The following is a 15,365-nucleotide window of genomic DNA, read 5'->3' as shown; positions in this document are numbered from 1 at the left end:
TACGGCGAAGGAATGTCGTCATGACGAGTCCGATCAACAACGCCGCCCGCACCACAGCGCAGGGCCATTTCCGCACCTTGCGTCTCGGCACGCCGTTCCAGCCGCGCATCGATGCGGTGGCCAAAACTCAGGACTGGTACAATTGGGCCGGCTATCGCGCGCCGCATTCGCTGTGGGACGAGGAACTCGAATATTTCGCCATCCGCAGCCAGGCGGCTTTGTTCGACATCTCGCCGATGACCAAATACCGCATCGAGGGGCCGGATGCCGAAGCCTTCCTCGATCGCGTCACGCTGCGCGATGTCACCAAGCTGAAACCCGGCCGCGTCCACTACACCGCATGGTGCGACGACGAAGGTTTTGTCCTCGATGACGGCACGCTGTTCCGGCTGTCGCCGACCCGCTTCCGCCTGTGTTCGCAGGAGCGGCACCTGCCCTGGCTGCTCGACAGCGCCATCGGTTTCGAAGTGACCGTCGAAGAAGAGACTGAAAGCGTCGCTGGTCTCGCTCTGCAAGGCCCAACCTCCTTCGCCGTGCTGCGCGAGGCCGGCTTTGCCGGCGTTGAAAAACTCAAAGTGTTCGATCTCGCCGAGTTCCCGCACGATGGCGGCACTATCACCATCTCGCGCACCGGCTTCACCGGCGATCTCGGCTACGAACTGTTCGTGCCGGCCGAAAAAGCGCTCAGCCTCTGGGACCGCCTGATGACGGCAGGCGAACTGCGCGGCATCCGCGCCATCGGCTACGCCGCCCTCAACCGCGCCCGGCTGGAAGCCGGCCTCATCGTCGCCAATGCCGACTTCACCACCGCAGACCATGCCATTCGCGCCGACCGTCTGCGCATGCCGGACGATATCGGTCTCGGCTTTATGGTCGCCCTGGGAAAAGGCCATTTCAATGGCCGCCGCGCCATCCTCGAAGCCCGTGCCAAACGCAAGCTGCTTTACGTGCTGGTCGGGTTGGAGATCGAAGGCAACATCCCGGCCGAACACGCCATCGTCTATCACAAGAAGCATCAGGAGGTCGGCCTGGTCAGCGCCGCCATGTGGTCGCCGATGGCCAAGCGCAACATTGCCATCGCCTCGCTGACGCGTCCCTATGGTGATACGATGGTGGAAGACCTCTGGGTCGAGATCTACGCCATGCGCGAGTTGCAGTACCAGAAGCTGATGAAGCGGGCCAAGGTGGTGGCCCGTCCTTTCATCAAGCTCGACCGCCGCACCGCCAATCCGCCGGCGGATTTCTGATCATGGCCGACGAACCGGATGATGAGACGGAAGCCGCCGAACAGTGGCAGCTGGTCAACACGCCGCTCGGCGAAAAATGGTCGGGTCGTACCCGCTATGCCGCCGCCATGTACTTCTACAAGCGCGGCGAAATGAGCGCCGAGACGCTGGAAGTCTACCGCATCTGCGCGCGGCTGGACTGGGAGAACCCGCTGCCGATGATCAGGGATCGCGGCGGCCAGGATTGGCTGAAGCGCATGGGCGCTTAAGCCTCAGCCTATGGTTCTTTCGAGAACGCTCAGCCAGTTGCGATAGGCTATCTTCTCGATCAACGCGCGTCCGAAACCGCGCGCGGCCAGCGCATCTATCAGCTTCGGCAGACCGGCAACGTCGCCGATGACGGCCGGAATCATCGCCCCGTCGAAATCGGAGCCGAGACCGACGCCGTCCTCGCCCAGCGCCTGCAGCAGCGAGTCGACATGGCGCACCATGATGTCGAGGCTAGTGTCCGAATTCATCCGTCCGTCTTCACGCAGGAAGCCGGTGGCGAAGTTGAGCCCGACCATGCCGCCGGTCTCGCGGATAGCGCCGAGCTGCCAGTCCGTCAGGTTGCGCGAATGGGTGCACAGCGCATGCACGTTCGAATGGGTGGCGACCAGCGGCGCATCGCTGAGTGCGGCGACATCGCGAAAGCCCTTTTCGTTGAGATGCGACAGGTCGATCATGATCTTGAGCTGATTGCAGGCCTTGACCAGCGCCTTGCCGGCATCGGTCAGCCCCGGTCCAGTATCGGGCGACGACGGGAAGCGGAACGGGACGCCATGGCCGAAGGCGTTGGGGCGGCTCCAGACAATGCCGAGCGAGCGCAGGCCGGCTTCGTAGAGCACGTCGAGCAAGGTAAGTTCGGGATCGATCGCCTCGACGCCTTCAATATGAAACACCGCCGCGATCGAACCTTTCGCCATCGCCTCGCGAATGTCACCGGCACTGCGGCAGACTGTCAGCGCGCCCGCGCGCTCCAGCCGAAACAGGATCGAGGCCATGCCGATGGTGGAATTGAGCGCATCAGCGCGCGGCAGTTCCGGCGGCAATGGCTCATTGTCGCTCGGCGCCGGCGGCACCGCAGCACGTTTGCTCTTCTCGACCGGCGGTGGAAAGATCGCGAACATGCCGCCGGCAAAGCCGCCCTTCTTGGCGCGCGGCAGGTCTATATGACCGCCCTGCGTCCCCTCGATGAACAGCTTTTCGACGTCTGTGTCTTTCGACTGGTACAGTCGCAGCAGCGTGTCGTTGTGGCCGTCGAAGACGGGGACGAGATCGGGTTCGGTCATTAGGAAGCCATTCGGTCAATTGGCAGGAGCGGACGAACCGCGGCGAACTGTGTACTTAGGCAAGAAGGCCGAACTGCGCAAATGCCAGAGAGGCGTTCGCTCTTGTGGCTGAGCGACTCCGACCACCTGCCGGGTCCCCGCTGCTTCGCAGCGTCCCGGCGTTCGCCGGCCTTTCATCGTGCCACCGGCACGATGAATTCGCCTTCGGCGACCGGCAACTCACCCCACAAGGGGAGAAGGGAAAAAGGTCTATTGCTTCAGCACATCCGCCCATTCCGGATGGCGGCGGAACTGGGCGTTGGCGAAGGGGCAGAGCGGGATGATCTTCTTGCCCACTGCCCGCGCGTCCTCGACGGCGCGTGTGACAAGCCGAAGGCCGGCGCCCTGGCCGCGAAACACGTCCGGCACTTCGGTGTGATCGATGATGATCTGGTGCTCGCCGACCTTGGTGAAGGTCATTTCCGCCTCGGCGCCGCCGGGTCCGCGCAGCACATAACGTCCCTTCGAGCCGCGGTCCTCGAGTTCGATCTCAGGCAATTCGTCAGGCATCGCTTGCTCCTTCAACCGGCGCATCGGCAAAAAGCCGCCTCGCCGCTTCGATCTCGTTTGGTCGAATTTCGTGGCCGCCATCGTGCCACTCCACTGTGACATCGGCGCCATCGGCGCGCAAATAGGCCTCCAGCCGGGATGTCAGGTTGGGCGGGCAGATCGGGTCGCGCTTGCCGGCGGTGACCAGGATGCGGCGTCCGGCAAGGCTGCCCTGCACCTGCGGTTCGAACGGGATCAGCGGGTGCATCAGCACCGCCGCATCGAACAGCTCGGGCGCGGCGAACATTACGGACGCCAGGATGTTGGCGCCGTTGGAATAGCCGAGACCCAAGACCGAAGATGGCCTTGCCGCTGCCACCTGCGCCTTGATGAAACCGGCCATCTTGGCGGTCGCCCGCGCGAGGTCGTCCATGTCGTAGACGCCCTCGCCGGTGCGGCGGAAGAAACGCGCCGCACCATGCTCGGAAACATCGCCGCGCGGCGATACGATCGTCGCCTGTGGCGCGAGGTCGCGCCCGAGCGACAGCAGCTGGCTCTCGTCCGCGCCGGTGCCGTGAAAGACGAAGAGCAGCGGGCCGCCGGGCGAACCCGGCAGCGCCTTATGGATGTAAGCTTCCTTGCTCATCGTCTCAGCCTTCCAGCTTCTGCAGATGCTCTTCAAGATAGGGCCGCAGATGCTGGTGCTGCGTCGGCAGTTTCAGGGCTTCGCCGAGATGGGCGGTGTCCTCGTCGCGGTCGAAGCCCGGCTCATTGGTGGCGACTTCGAACAGCACGCCGCCCGGCGTTCGGAAGTAGATCGCCCAGAAATAGTCGCGGTCGATCACCGGCGTCACGCCATAACCCGTATCGATCAGCGCCTTGCGCACTTCGAGCTGCTGGGCGCGGTTCTCCACCGCGAAGGCGACATGGTGGACCGAGCCGGCGCCGAGATTGGCAAAGCCCGCGGTAGGAAGCGATTCGATATCGACGACATCAGCGCCGTTGCCGTTCTTGATGGCGAGCCGGCTGACACTGCCGGACTTGTCCACTTGCTCATAGCCCATGAACTTCAACAGCTCTTCCGTGGCGCCACCATCCTTCAATCTGAGCGAGACCGAGTGGAAGCCGCGTATCGCCTCATCAGCGGGAATGCCGCCTTTCAACCATGGCGCGCGGCTGTCCGCCTTGTCTTCGACCAGCGCGAAACCGTCGCCGTCGGGACCGGCGAAGGCCAGCCGCTTCTCGCCGAACGTCTCTTCGCGGGAGACACCCGCAACGCCTTCATCGGCGAAGCGCTTTTCCCAATAGCCGAGCGTGCCGGCCGGCACCGAATAGGCCGTGGTACCGACTTCCCCGACGCCATGGCGGCCCCTGGCAATGTCCGGGAACGGAAAATAGGTCATCACCGAGCCGGGCGTACCGTGCTCGTCACCATAATAGAGGTGATAGACATCTGGCGCGTCGAAGTTGACGGTCTTCTTGACCCGGCGCAGGCCGAGCTTGTGCGTGAAGAAATTATTGTTCTGGCGCGCATCGCCGGCCATCGACGTCACGTGATGCAGGCCCTTGATCTGGTCGAGCATTGTCTTGCTCCTTCCCTTCGGTTTGCGGCTCTTGCCGCTGTCCACGCCTATATGAGGGGCCGCCTGGCAATGGCAAAGGCGGCAAACTCAGAATGGACTGTATCCCAATAGTGAACAGCAGGAAATTTTCGTTCACCATTTAAGCAAGACTGACAGGCTTGCGCTGCCGCCAAATTCCGGTTCATTGAACGTCTTCCCGACGTGACAGGATAGAGCATTGGCCGCGAAAAGCAGACGCCCGAACATCCTATTGATCTCCTGCGACCAATGGCGGGGCGATTGCCTGTCGGCTGCCGGCCATGCCGTGGTGAAGACGCCGAATGCCGATGCGCTCGCCGCCGAAGGCGTCCTTTTCATGCGGCATTACGGCGGCGCGGCGCCCTGCTCGCCGGCCCGCGCGTGCCTCTACACCGGCCTCTACCAGATGAACAATCGCGTCTGCCGCAACGGCACGCCGCTCGACGCCCGCCACGGCAACATGGCGCTTTCGGCCCGCGCCCTCGGCTATGATCCGACTTTGTTCGGCTACACCGACGTCTCGCCCGATCCGCGCACGATGGCGCCGGGCGATCCCCGGCTGAAAAGCTATGAGGGCGTGCTGCCCGGCTTCAGCGTTCGCCAGTTCCTGCCTGAGCATCAGAAACCATGGCTGTCATGGCTGAAGGCACGTGGCGTCGACACCAGCGCGGGCTCTCCCGGCATTCACCGCCCCGTGGGCGGGGAAGCGGGCGACGCCGTGACCAGCGCGCCGCCTGTCTATTCCAGGGACGAGACGCCGACCGCTTTTCTTGCCGGCGAATTCATTCGCTGGCTGGACGAACAGGATTCGCCATGGTTCGCGCATGTCTCCTTCATCAGCCCGCATCCGCCCTTTGTCGTACCGCGGCCCTACAACACGCTGTATGATCCGGCGGACGGACCGCCCTTCCGCCATGTCGAGACTTGGCAGGCCGAGGCGCAAAGGCATCCCTATCTGGCTTACGACCTTGGTCGCCAGAAGCGGAGAAGCTTCCGCCCCGGCACCGACGGCCACGTGCGCGACTGGGGCGACGACAACATCCGGGCCATCCGCGCGATCTATTACGGCATGATCTCGGAGGTCGACGCGCAGCTTGGCCGCATCTGGCAAGCGATCAAGACGGCGAATGCATGGGATGACACCATCATCGTGCTGACTTCGGACCACGCCGAGATGATGGGCGACCATTTCATGCTGGGCAAAGGCGGCTTCTTCGACGGCAGCTATCACATCCCATTGATCGTGCGCGACCCGCGTCACGGCAATGCAGCCGGCTCGACCGTCAACCACTTCACCGAGGCCGTCGACATCTTCCCGACCTTGCTCGATCTGCTGGACGCCGACGCCCAGCTGCATCTCGACGGCCGCTCGCTAAAACCGTTCCTGCAAGATGAACCGCCTAAGGATTGGCGCGACGCGGCGCATTGGGAGTTCGACTTCCGCTCGATTGCCAGCGGTGAGGCCGAACGGCATTTCGGCATCGGCTCGCGCCAGTGCAACCTCGCCGTCATCCGTACGGAAAAATTCAAATACGTGCATTTCGGCGGCGGCCTGCCGCCGCTGCTCTTCGACATGCAGAAGGATCCGGGCGAACTGGCCAACGTTGCCGCCGACCCGGCCTATCTCAGCGTGCGGCTTGAATTTGCCGAGCGACTGCTTGCCTGGCGCGCCGAGCATCTTGACCAGTCGTTGGCGCTTGCAGAGCTGACGGACGAAGGGGTGGTGGATATGTGGTAGGCAGTAGGCAGTAGGCAGTAGGCAGTAGGCAGTAGAATGTTCTGGCGGCCTGATTGCCTCGTCACTCGGTTTCGCCTACTGCCCAATCCCTACTGCCTATTCCCTTACTGTACCATCATCCGCTGCTGGTCGCGCTTCTCGGCATAGCTGCCCTTGTCATACGCAGCCTGCGCCTGCAGCTGCTCCTTGGTGAAGTTGGTGTAGAGATATTTGTTGCCGTCCTTGTCGGTCATGAATTTGAGCTTGTCCATGCCGACCGCGACCTCCTTGGCGCCGATGCCTAGAAAGCCGCCGACATCGATGATGACGGCATCCGGCTTGCTGTCGGGCGTGAGCACGACGTCGCCGATCTCGCCGACCTTGGCGTCGTTGGCGCCATAGACGGTGGTGCCCTTCAGGTCGTCGCCTCTGATGTTGCCGACCGGCATTTCGGTCAGTGTCGACTTGTCGATCGCTGCCGTTTGCGTCGGATCGGTGGCTTTTGTACCGGCCGGAGCTTCCGCGGTCTTGTCCGCTGGCTGAGCATTGTCAGCCGGTGCAACGGCCGTCGGGGCAGCGGGAGCAGTCGGCTGCGTTGCGTCGGAGGTTGTCGTCACCGGCGCCGGATCATAGGGCTTGCGGTCGAAATCAGGCTGCGCCTGCAGTTCCTCCTTGGTCGTCTGCGCCACCAGCCAGCGATCGCCGTTCTTTTCGGCCCACCGTGCCTTGGCGAAATCATAGGTGACGTTCTTTTCACCCATGCCGAGGAAGCCGCCGACGCCGATCACCAGCGACTGCGCCTTGCCATCCTTGGTCAGCACGATGTCATTGACGTCGCCGATATTCTGGGCATCGTCGCCAGTGCCATTGTAGACATTCTCGCCGATGATGTTGGTTGCGAGATTGCCGTCAGCGCGTTTCACCGCCGGTTCTGACGGCGCGGCGTTGAGATCAACCGGCTTCTGCGGGTCGTTCTGCGCCGTGGAAGCAGGCGCCGGGGCCGGATCGTAAGGCTTACGGTCGAAGTCGGGCAGCGCCGTCAACGCTTCTTTCGTCGTCTCGGCGACGAGCCAGCGATCACCATTCCTCTCGACCCATTGCAACTTGCCGTAGTCGAAGGCGACGTTCTTGCTGCCTATGCCGAGGAAGCCGCCAACGCCGATAATGGCGGATTTCGCCTGGCCGTTTTCATCGAGGACGACGTCGCTGACGTCACCGATCTTCTGCGCATCGTCGCCAGTGCCATTGTAGACAGACTCGCCGATGATATTGGTCATCAGCGCGCCGTCGGCCTGTTGCGGCGCCGGCGCGATGGTAGCAGGGGCTTCAGCCGGCGCTGGGGTCGTCGCCGGGGTCGTCGTTGACTGCGCAAACGCACCGGTAGCGATCAGCGTTGCCAGTGCGGTCGTCGCGAACAGTGTGCGGATCATGATTAAGTCTCCTCTTGCGTGATCTCATGTGCGCCGCAATCGGCAAACCACTTGCCGGGAGACCGAAGGCGGCGCCTCCAATGGGATCACAACGTTGTGACAAGGCGCTTGTTCCGAAAAAACGGGAGCATCGAAATACCCTGGGCAAGTCCGCGGAATCGCCCGACATTCCCACCCGGCCGATGGAACCTTTCCCAAGCTTGCCCGTTTCAGCCTGCGGCTGGCATTCCGGCCGCTAAAGAATACGGAGTGGGGCATGCGATTTGCAGCGGTGCTGAACCGGGACGGCGGCACCTTGCGGACCACCGATCTTTCAGCGCTAACCGACCGGATGCGCCAGACGCTCGAGGCGGCTGGTCACTCCATCGAGATCGACATCGTCGCCGGCAAGGAGATTGTCGCGGCGCTCGACAAGGTCGCCGCGCGGCGCGACTTCGACGTCGTGCTGGCCGGTGGCGGCGACGGCACCATTTCGGCCGCCGCGGGGCGGCTGATGAATGGCAAGAAGGCGCTGGCCGTCCTGCCTGCAGGAACAATGAACCTGTTCGCCCGCGGCCTTGGAATTCCGCAGACCATCGATGGCGCGCTGAAGTCCTTTGCCGACGGCGAGATCATGGCGGTCGATATCGCGAGCGCGAATGGCCGGCCGTTCGTGCATCAGTTCTCGATCGGCCTGCACGCCAGGATGGTGAAGCTGCGCGACAATATGGAATTCGCCTCGCGCCTGGGAAAGATTCGCGCTTCGGCCAAGGCCGCTTGGACGACGATCAACAATCCTCCAGCCATGAAGGTGACGTTGACGGTCGGCGAAGCCGAAATCGTGACCCGCATCAGCGGCATCGGCATTTCCAACAATCTGTTTGGCGAAGGCCATCTGCCTTATGCCGACAATCCTGCCGGCGGCGTGCTCGGCATCTATGTAACCGTGGCGCGGCAGCGTGGCGAGCTGGTCAGGGCGCTCTTCGACATGGCTCGAGGCAGGTGGCGCGACAGCGATCATGTCGAAACTCATCAGGCCGACAAGGCAATCGTGACTATCCATACCGGGAGCAAGAAATTCGGCGCCGTCATCGACGGCGAACTGGTCAAGCTGGAGCGCGAAACGACAATCCAGATCCACCCTGGCGCACTGAACGTCCTGGTTCCGGCGCAAGCCGCCCAGGCGAAGGCCGCCTGATGCGATTACGAATGACGCGGAAAACCCTAGCCGCCCGACTGCCCCTCGCCGGCTGGCGCGCTCTGGTTGGCCGGCGCGCTCTGGCCGGTGGGCTGCCCCTGGCTTTCAGGGGTATCTGGATCGATCTTTTGGCCATAAATCTCGGCCGCTCCCCAAGCAATGAAAGCCAGGAGCAACCCGGCGACCAATATGCGCAGGCCGTGCCAACCCCAGCGCCCCTGACGGGCTTTGTTTTCAGGGGCGATCTTGGTCATTGGCGGCGTTCCTGTCGCGCAACCGGGATGGTGGATAAAACCATCGCCAGCGAAGCATGGTGGGGTAACGATTGCTTGCTACAAAAGTTCCGGCGCGCGACGACGGCCGCGCGAGATGCGCGCCACCGCAGGTGGGGCCTGCAAGCGAGGGGGCTTGGTGGATAGCAAGGTGGCGAAGCAGGCTGGTTTGCCGGTTGAGGTCCGCCGCGCCGTGGCGGCGCCGGAGCGGCTTGCCGTACTGCATAGGCTTGACGCGATCGACACCGACTCCGATCCCGACTTCGATCGCATTACCGGCCTTGCCGCAGCCGTGATGCAGGCGCCGATCGCGCTCGTCACGCTGCTCGACACCGAACGACAGTGGTTCAAATCCTGTGTCGGCTTCGACGAGACCGAAACCGCGACCGACATATCGTTCTGCGCCCATACCATTGCCGCCGGCGACGAGCCCATGGTGGTGCCGGATGCCAGCATCGACCCTCGCTTCTCCCGCAACCCGCTGGTCACCGGCGAACACCATGTCCGCTTTTATGTCGGCGCGCCGATGGTGGTCGCCGGCGCGCGCGTCGGCACGGTGTGCGTGCTCGACCGGGAGCCGCATGAATTTCCGTCCGCTGCCGCGCTCGATCATTTGAAATCGCTGGCCAGCCTCGCCGCCAGCCTGTTTACCCTCAAGGACGCCACCCGCAGCGGCGCCATTGCCACGGCTGCTTTGGCGCAGGAGGAAAAGCGCCGAGCCATAGCGCTCGATGCCGCCTCGCTCGCCAGTTGGGCCTGGGATATCCGCACCGACATGATCGAATGCGACGTGCGTTTGTCGGAGCTGTTCAACCTGCCGCGTTCGAACCGGCTGCGGGCGCGCGACATTTTGGCCGCCATCGACCCGCGCGACGTCTACCAGACCGAGACGCGCTTTCGCCTGACCGGCAGCGACGACTATTTCGGCGAATACCGGGTCAAAGGCTTCGATCCGCCGCGCTGGATAGTCACCCGCGGCCGCGTCATCGAGCGCGACGGCGAAGGCAAGCCGACGCTTATCTTTGGCGTCAACTACGACATCTCGGAACGCAAGCTCGGCGAGGACCGGCAAAGGCTGCTGCTGCGCGAGCTCAACCATCGGGTCAAGAACACGCTGGCGACCGTGCAGGCGCTGGCCACACAGACCGTTCGCCACGCTCGCCGCCCAAGCGAATTCCTGGAAGCCTTCGGCGCCAGGCTGCAGGCGCTGGGCGCTGCCCATAACCTGCTGTCGGATCGCGAATGGCGCGGCATCGGTATTCGCGAACTGATGCAGATCGAGGTGAAGCCGTTCGATTCGGCAGAACGGCCGCGCATCGTGATCTCCGGTCCGGAGCTGCTGCTTTCGCCCGACCAGGCGGTGGGGCTCGGTTTGATCATGCACGAACTGGCCAGCAACGCGCTGCAATACGGATCGCTGTCGGTTGGCTCGGGGAAGGTCGATGTCGACTGGAAGGCGGCGGGCAAGAAAGGCGCGCGCCGCCTTGTGCTGACCTGGAGCGAAAGCGGCGGGCCGAAAGTCGACCCGCCGGAACGCCAGGGCTTCGGCTCTATCCTGATCCGCCGCAGCCTCGCCAAGGTTTTATCGAGCGAAGTGACCCACGAATTCCGCAGCGAAGGCGTGTTCGCCGAAATATCGATGCCGCTTGAAGATCTGCCGGCTTAAAGCAATTTCAGAAGTGCGAAGCGGTTTTCCCGGGAACAGCGTATCAGCGCGACGCGCTTTAGTCGGCTTCGCTGTCTGGATCGCCCGGATCCGGTTTGACGTTCTCGCGGTAGATGGCATAGGCCGCGAGCGCGATCATCGGGCCGAGAATGACGCCCTTCCCGCCTTTCCCCTTGAGCAAGGCCGGCAGCACGGCAAGCGCCGCGGTGATACCGAGCGCCTTCAGGTCGGCATTGCGCCTTCGCGCACGTCGGCGCGCACGCGTTCCGGCCGCAAGTTGATGAATGAGCACGATAAGCCCGGCCGTTACCAGGAAACCGGCCGCGAAGCCAAGACAGGCGGCCATCGAGCCATAACGGTCAGCCGCCCAGATGTAGGCCGCCCCCAGGAGAAACCCGAGGCCGCACAGGGCAGCCACGGCGGCGAGCCCGTAGACGATTGCCGCCGTGCGCGCGCGGCGCATGGCGGCAATGGCTTCACCCGAGGCCAAGGCCGAGATAAGCGGTGCCAGCATGCCCATCTCTGTCGAAACTAGCGCCGGGCAAGAAGCGCAAACAGGAAGCCGACGCCGGCCGCGATCGCCAGTGAAGTGACCGGCTTCTCGCGCACATTGGCCGTGATCTGGGCCTCAAGATCCTTGGCGTTGCCACGCAGGCTGTCGAAGACGGCTTCGCCCTGCGCGCGCAACTGGTCGACGCCTTCGGCAGCAGCGCGCCGCGCCGTGCCGTAACCATGTTCGCCGGTCTTGGCCAATTGCTTGGTCAACTTTTCGATATCCGCCTTCAACTGCCGAATGTCGGCTTCCAGGTCGGCGTTCGTCTGACTTTCGTTGGCGGTTTTTCCTGCGGCAGTTGCCATTCTAAACTCCTTGCGTTTGCTTGGCTTCAAACGCCCGACACACGTCATGGTTCCGAAATCGGAGACCGTATCCATGAAAGGGTGTTTGCAAGTGCGAGTCCAGCCCCAGATGGAGGCCTGCCTGTCAGATCAGCGGCCGACGGCCTTCGCTTAGGCCCTCCCAGCGCGCGAGATCCTTCAGCCCCTCCCCGTCGATCACTTCGCAACCGCCGTCGCGCCAGGCGATCAGCTTGCGATCGATGAGCTTGCGGATCGTCTTGTTGGTGTGGACCAGCGACAGGCCGAGCGTATCGGCGACATGCTGCTGGGTAATCGGGATTTGCACCGGCGCCTTGCCGTTGAGCCCGACTGCCGCCGCGCGGCTGGCGATGAAGGCAATGAGATAGGCGGTGCGCTCGACCGCCGTGCGCCGACCGACGCTGAGCAGGTTCTCGTCCAGCATGCGCTCCTCGCGCGACGCCAGCCAGGTAATGTCGTAAGCAAGGCCCGGATGGTTGCGGTAGAGCTCGTGCAGGTTTTCACGCTCGAAGACGCACAACAGCATGGGCGACAGCGCCTCGACCGAGTGCTGCATTTCGCCCATCAGGCTGCCCTGCAGCCCGATAAGATCGCCGGGCATGGAGTAGTTCAGGATCTGGCGCCTGCCGTCCGACAATAGTTTGTAGCGGAAGGCCCAGCCCGAAAGCACGGTGTAGAGATGAGCACTTTGGCTGCCTTCGACCAGCACTGTGGCGCCCTTGTCGACGGCCAGTTCGCCCTTCTTGAACATGCTGACATAGGCAAGCTCCTGCTTCTCGAATTCCCGGAACACCGGCAATGCCCGAAGCGGGCAGATCTCGCATGGGTACTGACGGCTGGAAAACGAACGACCATTCTGGCCAGACATTTCGATCCCTCTTTCGAAAGTCTCTTGCCAGAGACTGAGTGCTACGCCTTTGCAAGGCCGCGGTTCCGCTGCCGATGGCATGTCTTTTTTAAATGACAGGATGGCAAATAGCGATCATGACTCGCTACACTCGACTGAGGCGAATTCGAAGCTCGCTTGTGGAGTAGAGCCGGTGGGCGAACTTTTCGGATTAAGGCCTGACCGATCCCCCAAGGTCCGCGATGCGGTTGACTGGAGTCACTGTACCCGATGCTGCAAGAATTGAGGAGAGATTGCCAAGTGCCGCCATTGCTTGAGGGATTGCGAATTCTTGTCTTGGAGGATGAATTCCTGATCGCCATGGATGTCGAGCAGCTTTGCCGCGACCATGGCGCGAGCGACGTAGTGATTGCCCGCGCTCTGGCCGAGATCGATGAGCAGAAGGTCGTTGGCGAGTTCGACGCCGCTATCGTGGACCTCATGCTGGGCGGAACGTCTACACTCGATTTCGCCTCGCGGCTGCGCCAATCGGGCCTGCCGTTTGTCTTTGCCTCCGGCTATTCGGACCCGGATGAGATCAAAGTGTCTTTTCCCGGCATCCGCCTGGTCACCAAGCCTTATTCGGGGACCGATCTCGTCGAGGCTCTGGCGGCGGCCTGCGGACGCGCGCCAGTCTGAGATATCTTCGATGCGTATGTGTAGAGAGCCCAGGCCCGCAAACGGGGCCTCCGCCGTCAGGCAGCGTTTGAACCCGTCACCTGGGACGAGATCGCGTCCGGCCCGTATTCGTCTTCGCCGGAGATTTTGAGGATCTCCTGCAACCGCGTGCGGGCCCGGCTGACCCGGCTCTTGATCGTTCCGACCGCACAGCCGCAGATTTCGGCGGCCTCTTCATAGGAAAAGCCTGAAGCGCCGATGAGGATGATGGCTTCGCGCTGGTCCTCGGGGAGTTGCTCGAGCGCGCCGCGGAAATCCTTGAGGTCAAGCTGGCCGTGCTGAGCCGGATGAACGGCAAGCCTGGCCGTCATGATGCCGTCGCTGTCCTGCACCTCGCGGCCGCGCTTGCGCATCTGGGAATAGAACTCGTTGCGCAGGATGGTGAACAGCCATGCCTTGAGATTGGTGCCGGGCTGAAAGCTCTCATGCTTGTCCCAAGCCTTGACCAGCGTCTCCTGCACCAGATCGTCGGCCTTGTCGGCATTCTGCGTCAGCGACACGGCAAAAGCCCGCAGGCTCGGGATCGAGCCGAGCAGGTCGGTCTTGAACCCTTGTGAGACAGCTGCCATGCCTCAGTCCTTCTTCTGTGCGGGTTCGGCCTTTTCCAGTTGGCTGAGCAACTGGGCAAAGCGATCCGGCACATTGTCCGAGACCAGCTCGTCATAATACTGTTTGAGTTTACGGCCAATTTCCGAATTCGCCCCGAGCGGGTCGCCGGAATTGGCCCGGCGCCTGTCAGCGGCGCCAGCCAGCGTTTCTTTATTCATGTCCTTCATTTCGCCCTTAAATCCAGCGCCCCGAGCCGCCCCATTACACAACGCAAAGCGGCCCCCTCGTCTGGTTGCCCATCGCACCACAAACGTCGCCCGTGCAGTTTCGTTCCACAAGTGTCGGAACTTTTTCGCAAAACCCGCGTTTGGGTGTTGGGGCTTGCAATCAGCTTGACCTGCAATCTATGCAATCACGTCATCTGAGGGAGACGTCTACCATGAGCCTTTCCGCAACCATCGCTCCGCACCTGCCGTTCCTGCGCCGCTTTTCACGCGCCGTATCCGGATCGCAGGAGAGTGGCGATGCGCTGGTCGCCGCGATGCTCGAAGCCATCATCGCCGACGTCGACATCTTCCCGCAAGCGTCAAGCGACCGCATCGCGCTCTACAAGGTATTCGCCAAACTGTTCACCTCCATTGCCATCCGCGTTCCGCAGGAGCAGGCGCAATCGGCATGGGAGCAGCGCGCCGCCGCCAATCTGAACGCCATTGCGCCACGGCCACGCCAGGCTTTCCTGCTGGTCGCGGTCGAAGGCTTCGGTGAAGACGAGGCAGCTGAAATTCTCGATGTCGACGCCAAGGAATTCTCCGAACTGCTTGCCCAGGCGAGCAATGAGATCTCTCGCCAGGTGGCGACCGATGTGCTGATCATCGAGGACGAGCCGCTGATCGCCATGGACATCGAGGAAATGGTCGAGAGCCTCGGCCACCACGTGGTCGGAACCGCGCGCACCCATACCGAGGCGGTGGCGATGTTCGGCAAGACAAGGCCGAAGATGGTGCTGGCCGACATTCAGCTTGCCGATGGCAGCTCGGGTATCGATGCGGTCAACGAAATCCTGTCGTCGACTTCGGTGCCGGTAATCTTCATCACCGCCTTCCCCGAACGTCTGCTGACCGGCGAGCGGCCTGAACCGGCCTTCCTCGTCACCAAGCCGTTCAATCCCGACATGGTCAAGGCGCTGATCAGCCAAGCGCTGTTCTTCGACCGGCAGGCCAAGGCCGCCGCGTGAAGTAGGGCCTTCAATCTCCAATTTTTCGCCGCCTCGCAGCGTTGCCGGCACTGGCGATCGCCTAGCCCGGCGATCGGCGGCTGCCCGTCGCTCCGTATGGGGCGCACGCGCGTGAATCAATTCGCATCCGGGCCTCTTCCAAAGTCCTTCTTTTTCGGCAAATGGTGGAACAAACAGCAATCACTCACGTTCTT

The 15,365-nt window shown here is 62.8% G+C and carries 18 protein-coding genes; 7 read left to right on the top strand and 11 right to left on the bottom strand.

What is annotated here, in order from left to right; translation table 11 throughout:
- The first annotated feature begins 20 nt into the window (after nucleotides 1-20).
- Together NKI37_RS09110 and NKI37_RS09105 are read left to right on the top strand one after the other, a co-directional pair.
- Nucleotides 21-1,247 (top strand): aminomethyl transferase family protein, encoded by a 1,227-nt coding sequence (locus NKI37_RS09110; protein WP_352790905.1) that lies wholly within the window; start codon nucleotides 21-23, stop codon nucleotides 1,245-1,247.
- Nucleotides 1,248-1,249: 2 nt separating this feature from the next.
- On the top strand, nucleotides 1,250-1,495 hold the full coding sequence (locus tag NKI37_RS09105) for a hypothetical protein (protein WP_023690115.1): 246 nt from the start codon (nucleotides 1,250-1,252) through the stop codon (nucleotides 1,493-1,495).
- A gap of 3 nt (nucleotides 1,496-1,498) precedes the next feature.
- Here the strand turns inward: NKI37_RS09105 and NKI37_RS09100 are convergent, their stop codons facing one another.
- The 4 genes from NKI37_RS09100 to NKI37_RS09085 form a co-directional block, all read right to left on the bottom strand.
- On the bottom strand, nucleotides 1,499-2,557 hold the full coding sequence (locus tag NKI37_RS09100) for a dipeptidase (protein WP_023690114.1): 1,059 nt from the start codon (nucleotides 2,555-2,557) through the stop codon (nucleotides 1,499-1,501).
- Between the two features lie 249 nt (nucleotides 2,558-2,806).
- A complete protein-coding gene (locus NKI37_RS09095) occupies nucleotides 2,807-3,106 on the bottom strand; it encodes a GNAT family N-acetyltransferase (protein WP_023683956.1) in 300 nt (99 codons plus the stop codon).
- Nucleotides 3,099-3,731, bottom strand: a complete 633-nt coding sequence (locus NKI37_RS09090; RefSeq protein WP_023727286.1) for an alpha/beta hydrolase — start codon at nucleotides 3,729-3,731, stop codon at nucleotides 3,099-3,101. The genes NKI37_RS09095 and NKI37_RS09090 overlap by 8 nt, the downstream gene beginning before the upstream one ends.
- A 4-nt stretch (nucleotides 3,732-3,735) precedes the next feature.
- Entirely contained in the window at nucleotides 3,736-4,668 is a 933-nt protein-coding gene (locus tag NKI37_RS09085; protein WP_023724468.1) for a VOC family protein, read from the bottom strand.
- Nucleotides 4,669-4,885: 217 nt separating this feature from the next.
- On the opposite strand from NKI37_RS09085, the gene NKI37_RS09080 reads away from it, so the two are divergent.
- The gene (locus tag NKI37_RS09080) at nucleotides 4,886-6,424 is read left to right on the top strand and encodes an alkaline phosphatase family protein (RefSeq protein ID WP_031197104.1); all 1,539 of its coding nucleotides are present in this window, start codon (nucleotides 4,886-4,888) and stop codon (nucleotides 6,422-6,424) included.
- A 104-nt stretch (nucleotides 6,425-6,528) separates the two neighbouring features.
- Here the strand turns inward: NKI37_RS09080 and NKI37_RS09075 are convergent, their stop codons facing one another.
- Nucleotides 6,529-7,833, bottom strand: a complete 1,305-nt coding sequence (locus NKI37_RS09075) for a PRC-barrel domain-containing protein (protein WP_023715017.1) — start codon at nucleotides 7,831-7,833, stop codon at nucleotides 6,529-6,531.
- Between the two features lie 256 nt (nucleotides 7,834-8,089).
- On the opposite strand from NKI37_RS09075, the gene NKI37_RS09070 reads away from it, so the two are divergent.
- Nucleotides 8,090-9,010: a diacylglycerol/lipid kinase family protein gene (locus NKI37_RS09070; protein WP_352790907.1), complete on the top strand. Its 921-nt coding sequence runs from the start codon at nucleotides 8,090-8,092 to the stop codon at nucleotides 9,008-9,010.
- 26 nt (nucleotides 9,011-9,036) lie between these two features.
- On the opposite strand, the gene NKI37_RS09065 is transcribed toward NKI37_RS09070, so the two are convergent.
- Nucleotides 9,037-9,264 carry a hypothetical protein gene (locus NKI37_RS09065; RefSeq protein ID WP_023735212.1) on the bottom strand — a complete coding sequence of 76 codons (228 nt, stop codon included), beginning with the start codon at nucleotides 9,262-9,264 and terminating at the stop codon, nucleotides 9,037-9,039.
- Between the two features lie 115 nt (nucleotides 9,265-9,379).
- On the opposite strand from NKI37_RS09065, the gene NKI37_RS09060 reads away from it, so the two are divergent.
- Complete coding sequence (locus tag NKI37_RS09060; protein WP_502896399.1) at nucleotides 9,380-10,948, top strand: sensor histidine kinase; 1,569 nt, start codon at nucleotides 9,380-9,382, stop codon at nucleotides 10,946-10,948.
- A gap of 58 nt (nucleotides 10,949-11,006) precedes the next feature.
- On the opposite strand, the gene NKI37_RS09055 is transcribed toward NKI37_RS09060, so the two are convergent.
- From NKI37_RS09055 to NKI37_RS09045, 3 genes are all read right to left on the bottom strand, one after another.
- Nucleotides 11,007-11,468 carry a hypothetical protein gene (locus NKI37_RS09055; protein WP_023706299.1) on the bottom strand — a complete coding sequence of 154 codons (462 nt, stop codon included), beginning with the start codon at nucleotides 11,466-11,468 and terminating at the stop codon, nucleotides 11,007-11,009.
- Between the two features lie 11 nt (nucleotides 11,469-11,479).
- The gene (locus NKI37_RS09050; RefSeq protein WP_023670092.1) at nucleotides 11,480-11,806 is read right to left on the bottom strand and encodes an ElaB/YgaM/YqjD family protein; all 327 of its coding nucleotides are present in this window, start codon (nucleotides 11,804-11,806) and stop codon (nucleotides 11,480-11,482) included.
- A 124-nt stretch (nucleotides 11,807-11,930) separates the two neighbouring features.
- Nucleotides 11,931-12,692, bottom strand: a complete 762-nt coding sequence (locus tag NKI37_RS09045; RefSeq protein ID WP_023806537.1) for a Crp/Fnr family transcriptional regulator — start codon at nucleotides 12,690-12,692, stop codon at nucleotides 11,931-11,933.
- Between the two features lie 279 nt (nucleotides 12,693-12,971).
- Here NKI37_RS09045 and NKI37_RS09040 point away from each other — a divergent pair, with 279 nt between their 5' ends.
- Complete coding sequence (locus NKI37_RS09040; RefSeq protein WP_023806536.1) at nucleotides 12,972-13,349, top strand: response regulator; 378 nt, start codon at nucleotides 12,972-12,974, stop codon at nucleotides 13,347-13,349.
- 56 nt (nucleotides 13,350-13,405) lie between these two features.
- Here NKI37_RS09040 and NKI37_RS09035 read toward each other — a convergent pair whose 3' ends face one another.
- Both NKI37_RS09035 and NKI37_RS09030 read right to left on the bottom strand, forming a co-directional pair.
- Nucleotides 13,406-13,957: a sigma-70 family RNA polymerase sigma factor gene (locus NKI37_RS09035; RefSeq protein WP_023670095.1), complete on the bottom strand. Its 552-nt coding sequence runs from the start codon at nucleotides 13,955-13,957 to the stop codon at nucleotides 13,406-13,408.
- Nucleotides 13,958-13,960: 3 nt separating this feature from the next.
- Nucleotides 13,961-14,164, bottom strand: coding sequence for a NepR family anti-sigma factor (locus NKI37_RS09030; RefSeq protein ID WP_023670096.1), 204 nt, complete (start codon nucleotides 14,162-14,164; stop codon nucleotides 13,961-13,963).
- A gap of 212 nt (nucleotides 14,165-14,376) precedes the next feature.
- Between NKI37_RS09030 and NKI37_RS09025 the strand changes: the two genes are divergently transcribed.
- Nucleotides 14,377-15,171 carry a response regulator gene (locus NKI37_RS09025; protein WP_023670097.1) on the top strand — a complete coding sequence of 265 codons (795 nt, stop codon included), beginning with the start codon at nucleotides 14,377-14,379 and terminating at the stop codon, nucleotides 15,169-15,171.
- The last annotated feature ends 194 nt before the right edge of the window (nucleotides 15,172-15,365 follow it).

It is taken from the genome of Mesorhizobium sp. M0626 (genome assembly GCF_040320665.1).
Taxonomy (GTDB): domain Bacteria; phylum Pseudomonadota; class Alphaproteobacteria; order Rhizobiales; family Rhizobiaceae; genus Mesorhizobium.
The sequence above is the reverse complement of the archived record's forward strand: the minus strand, read 5'-3'. Positions and strand labels throughout refer to the sequence as shown.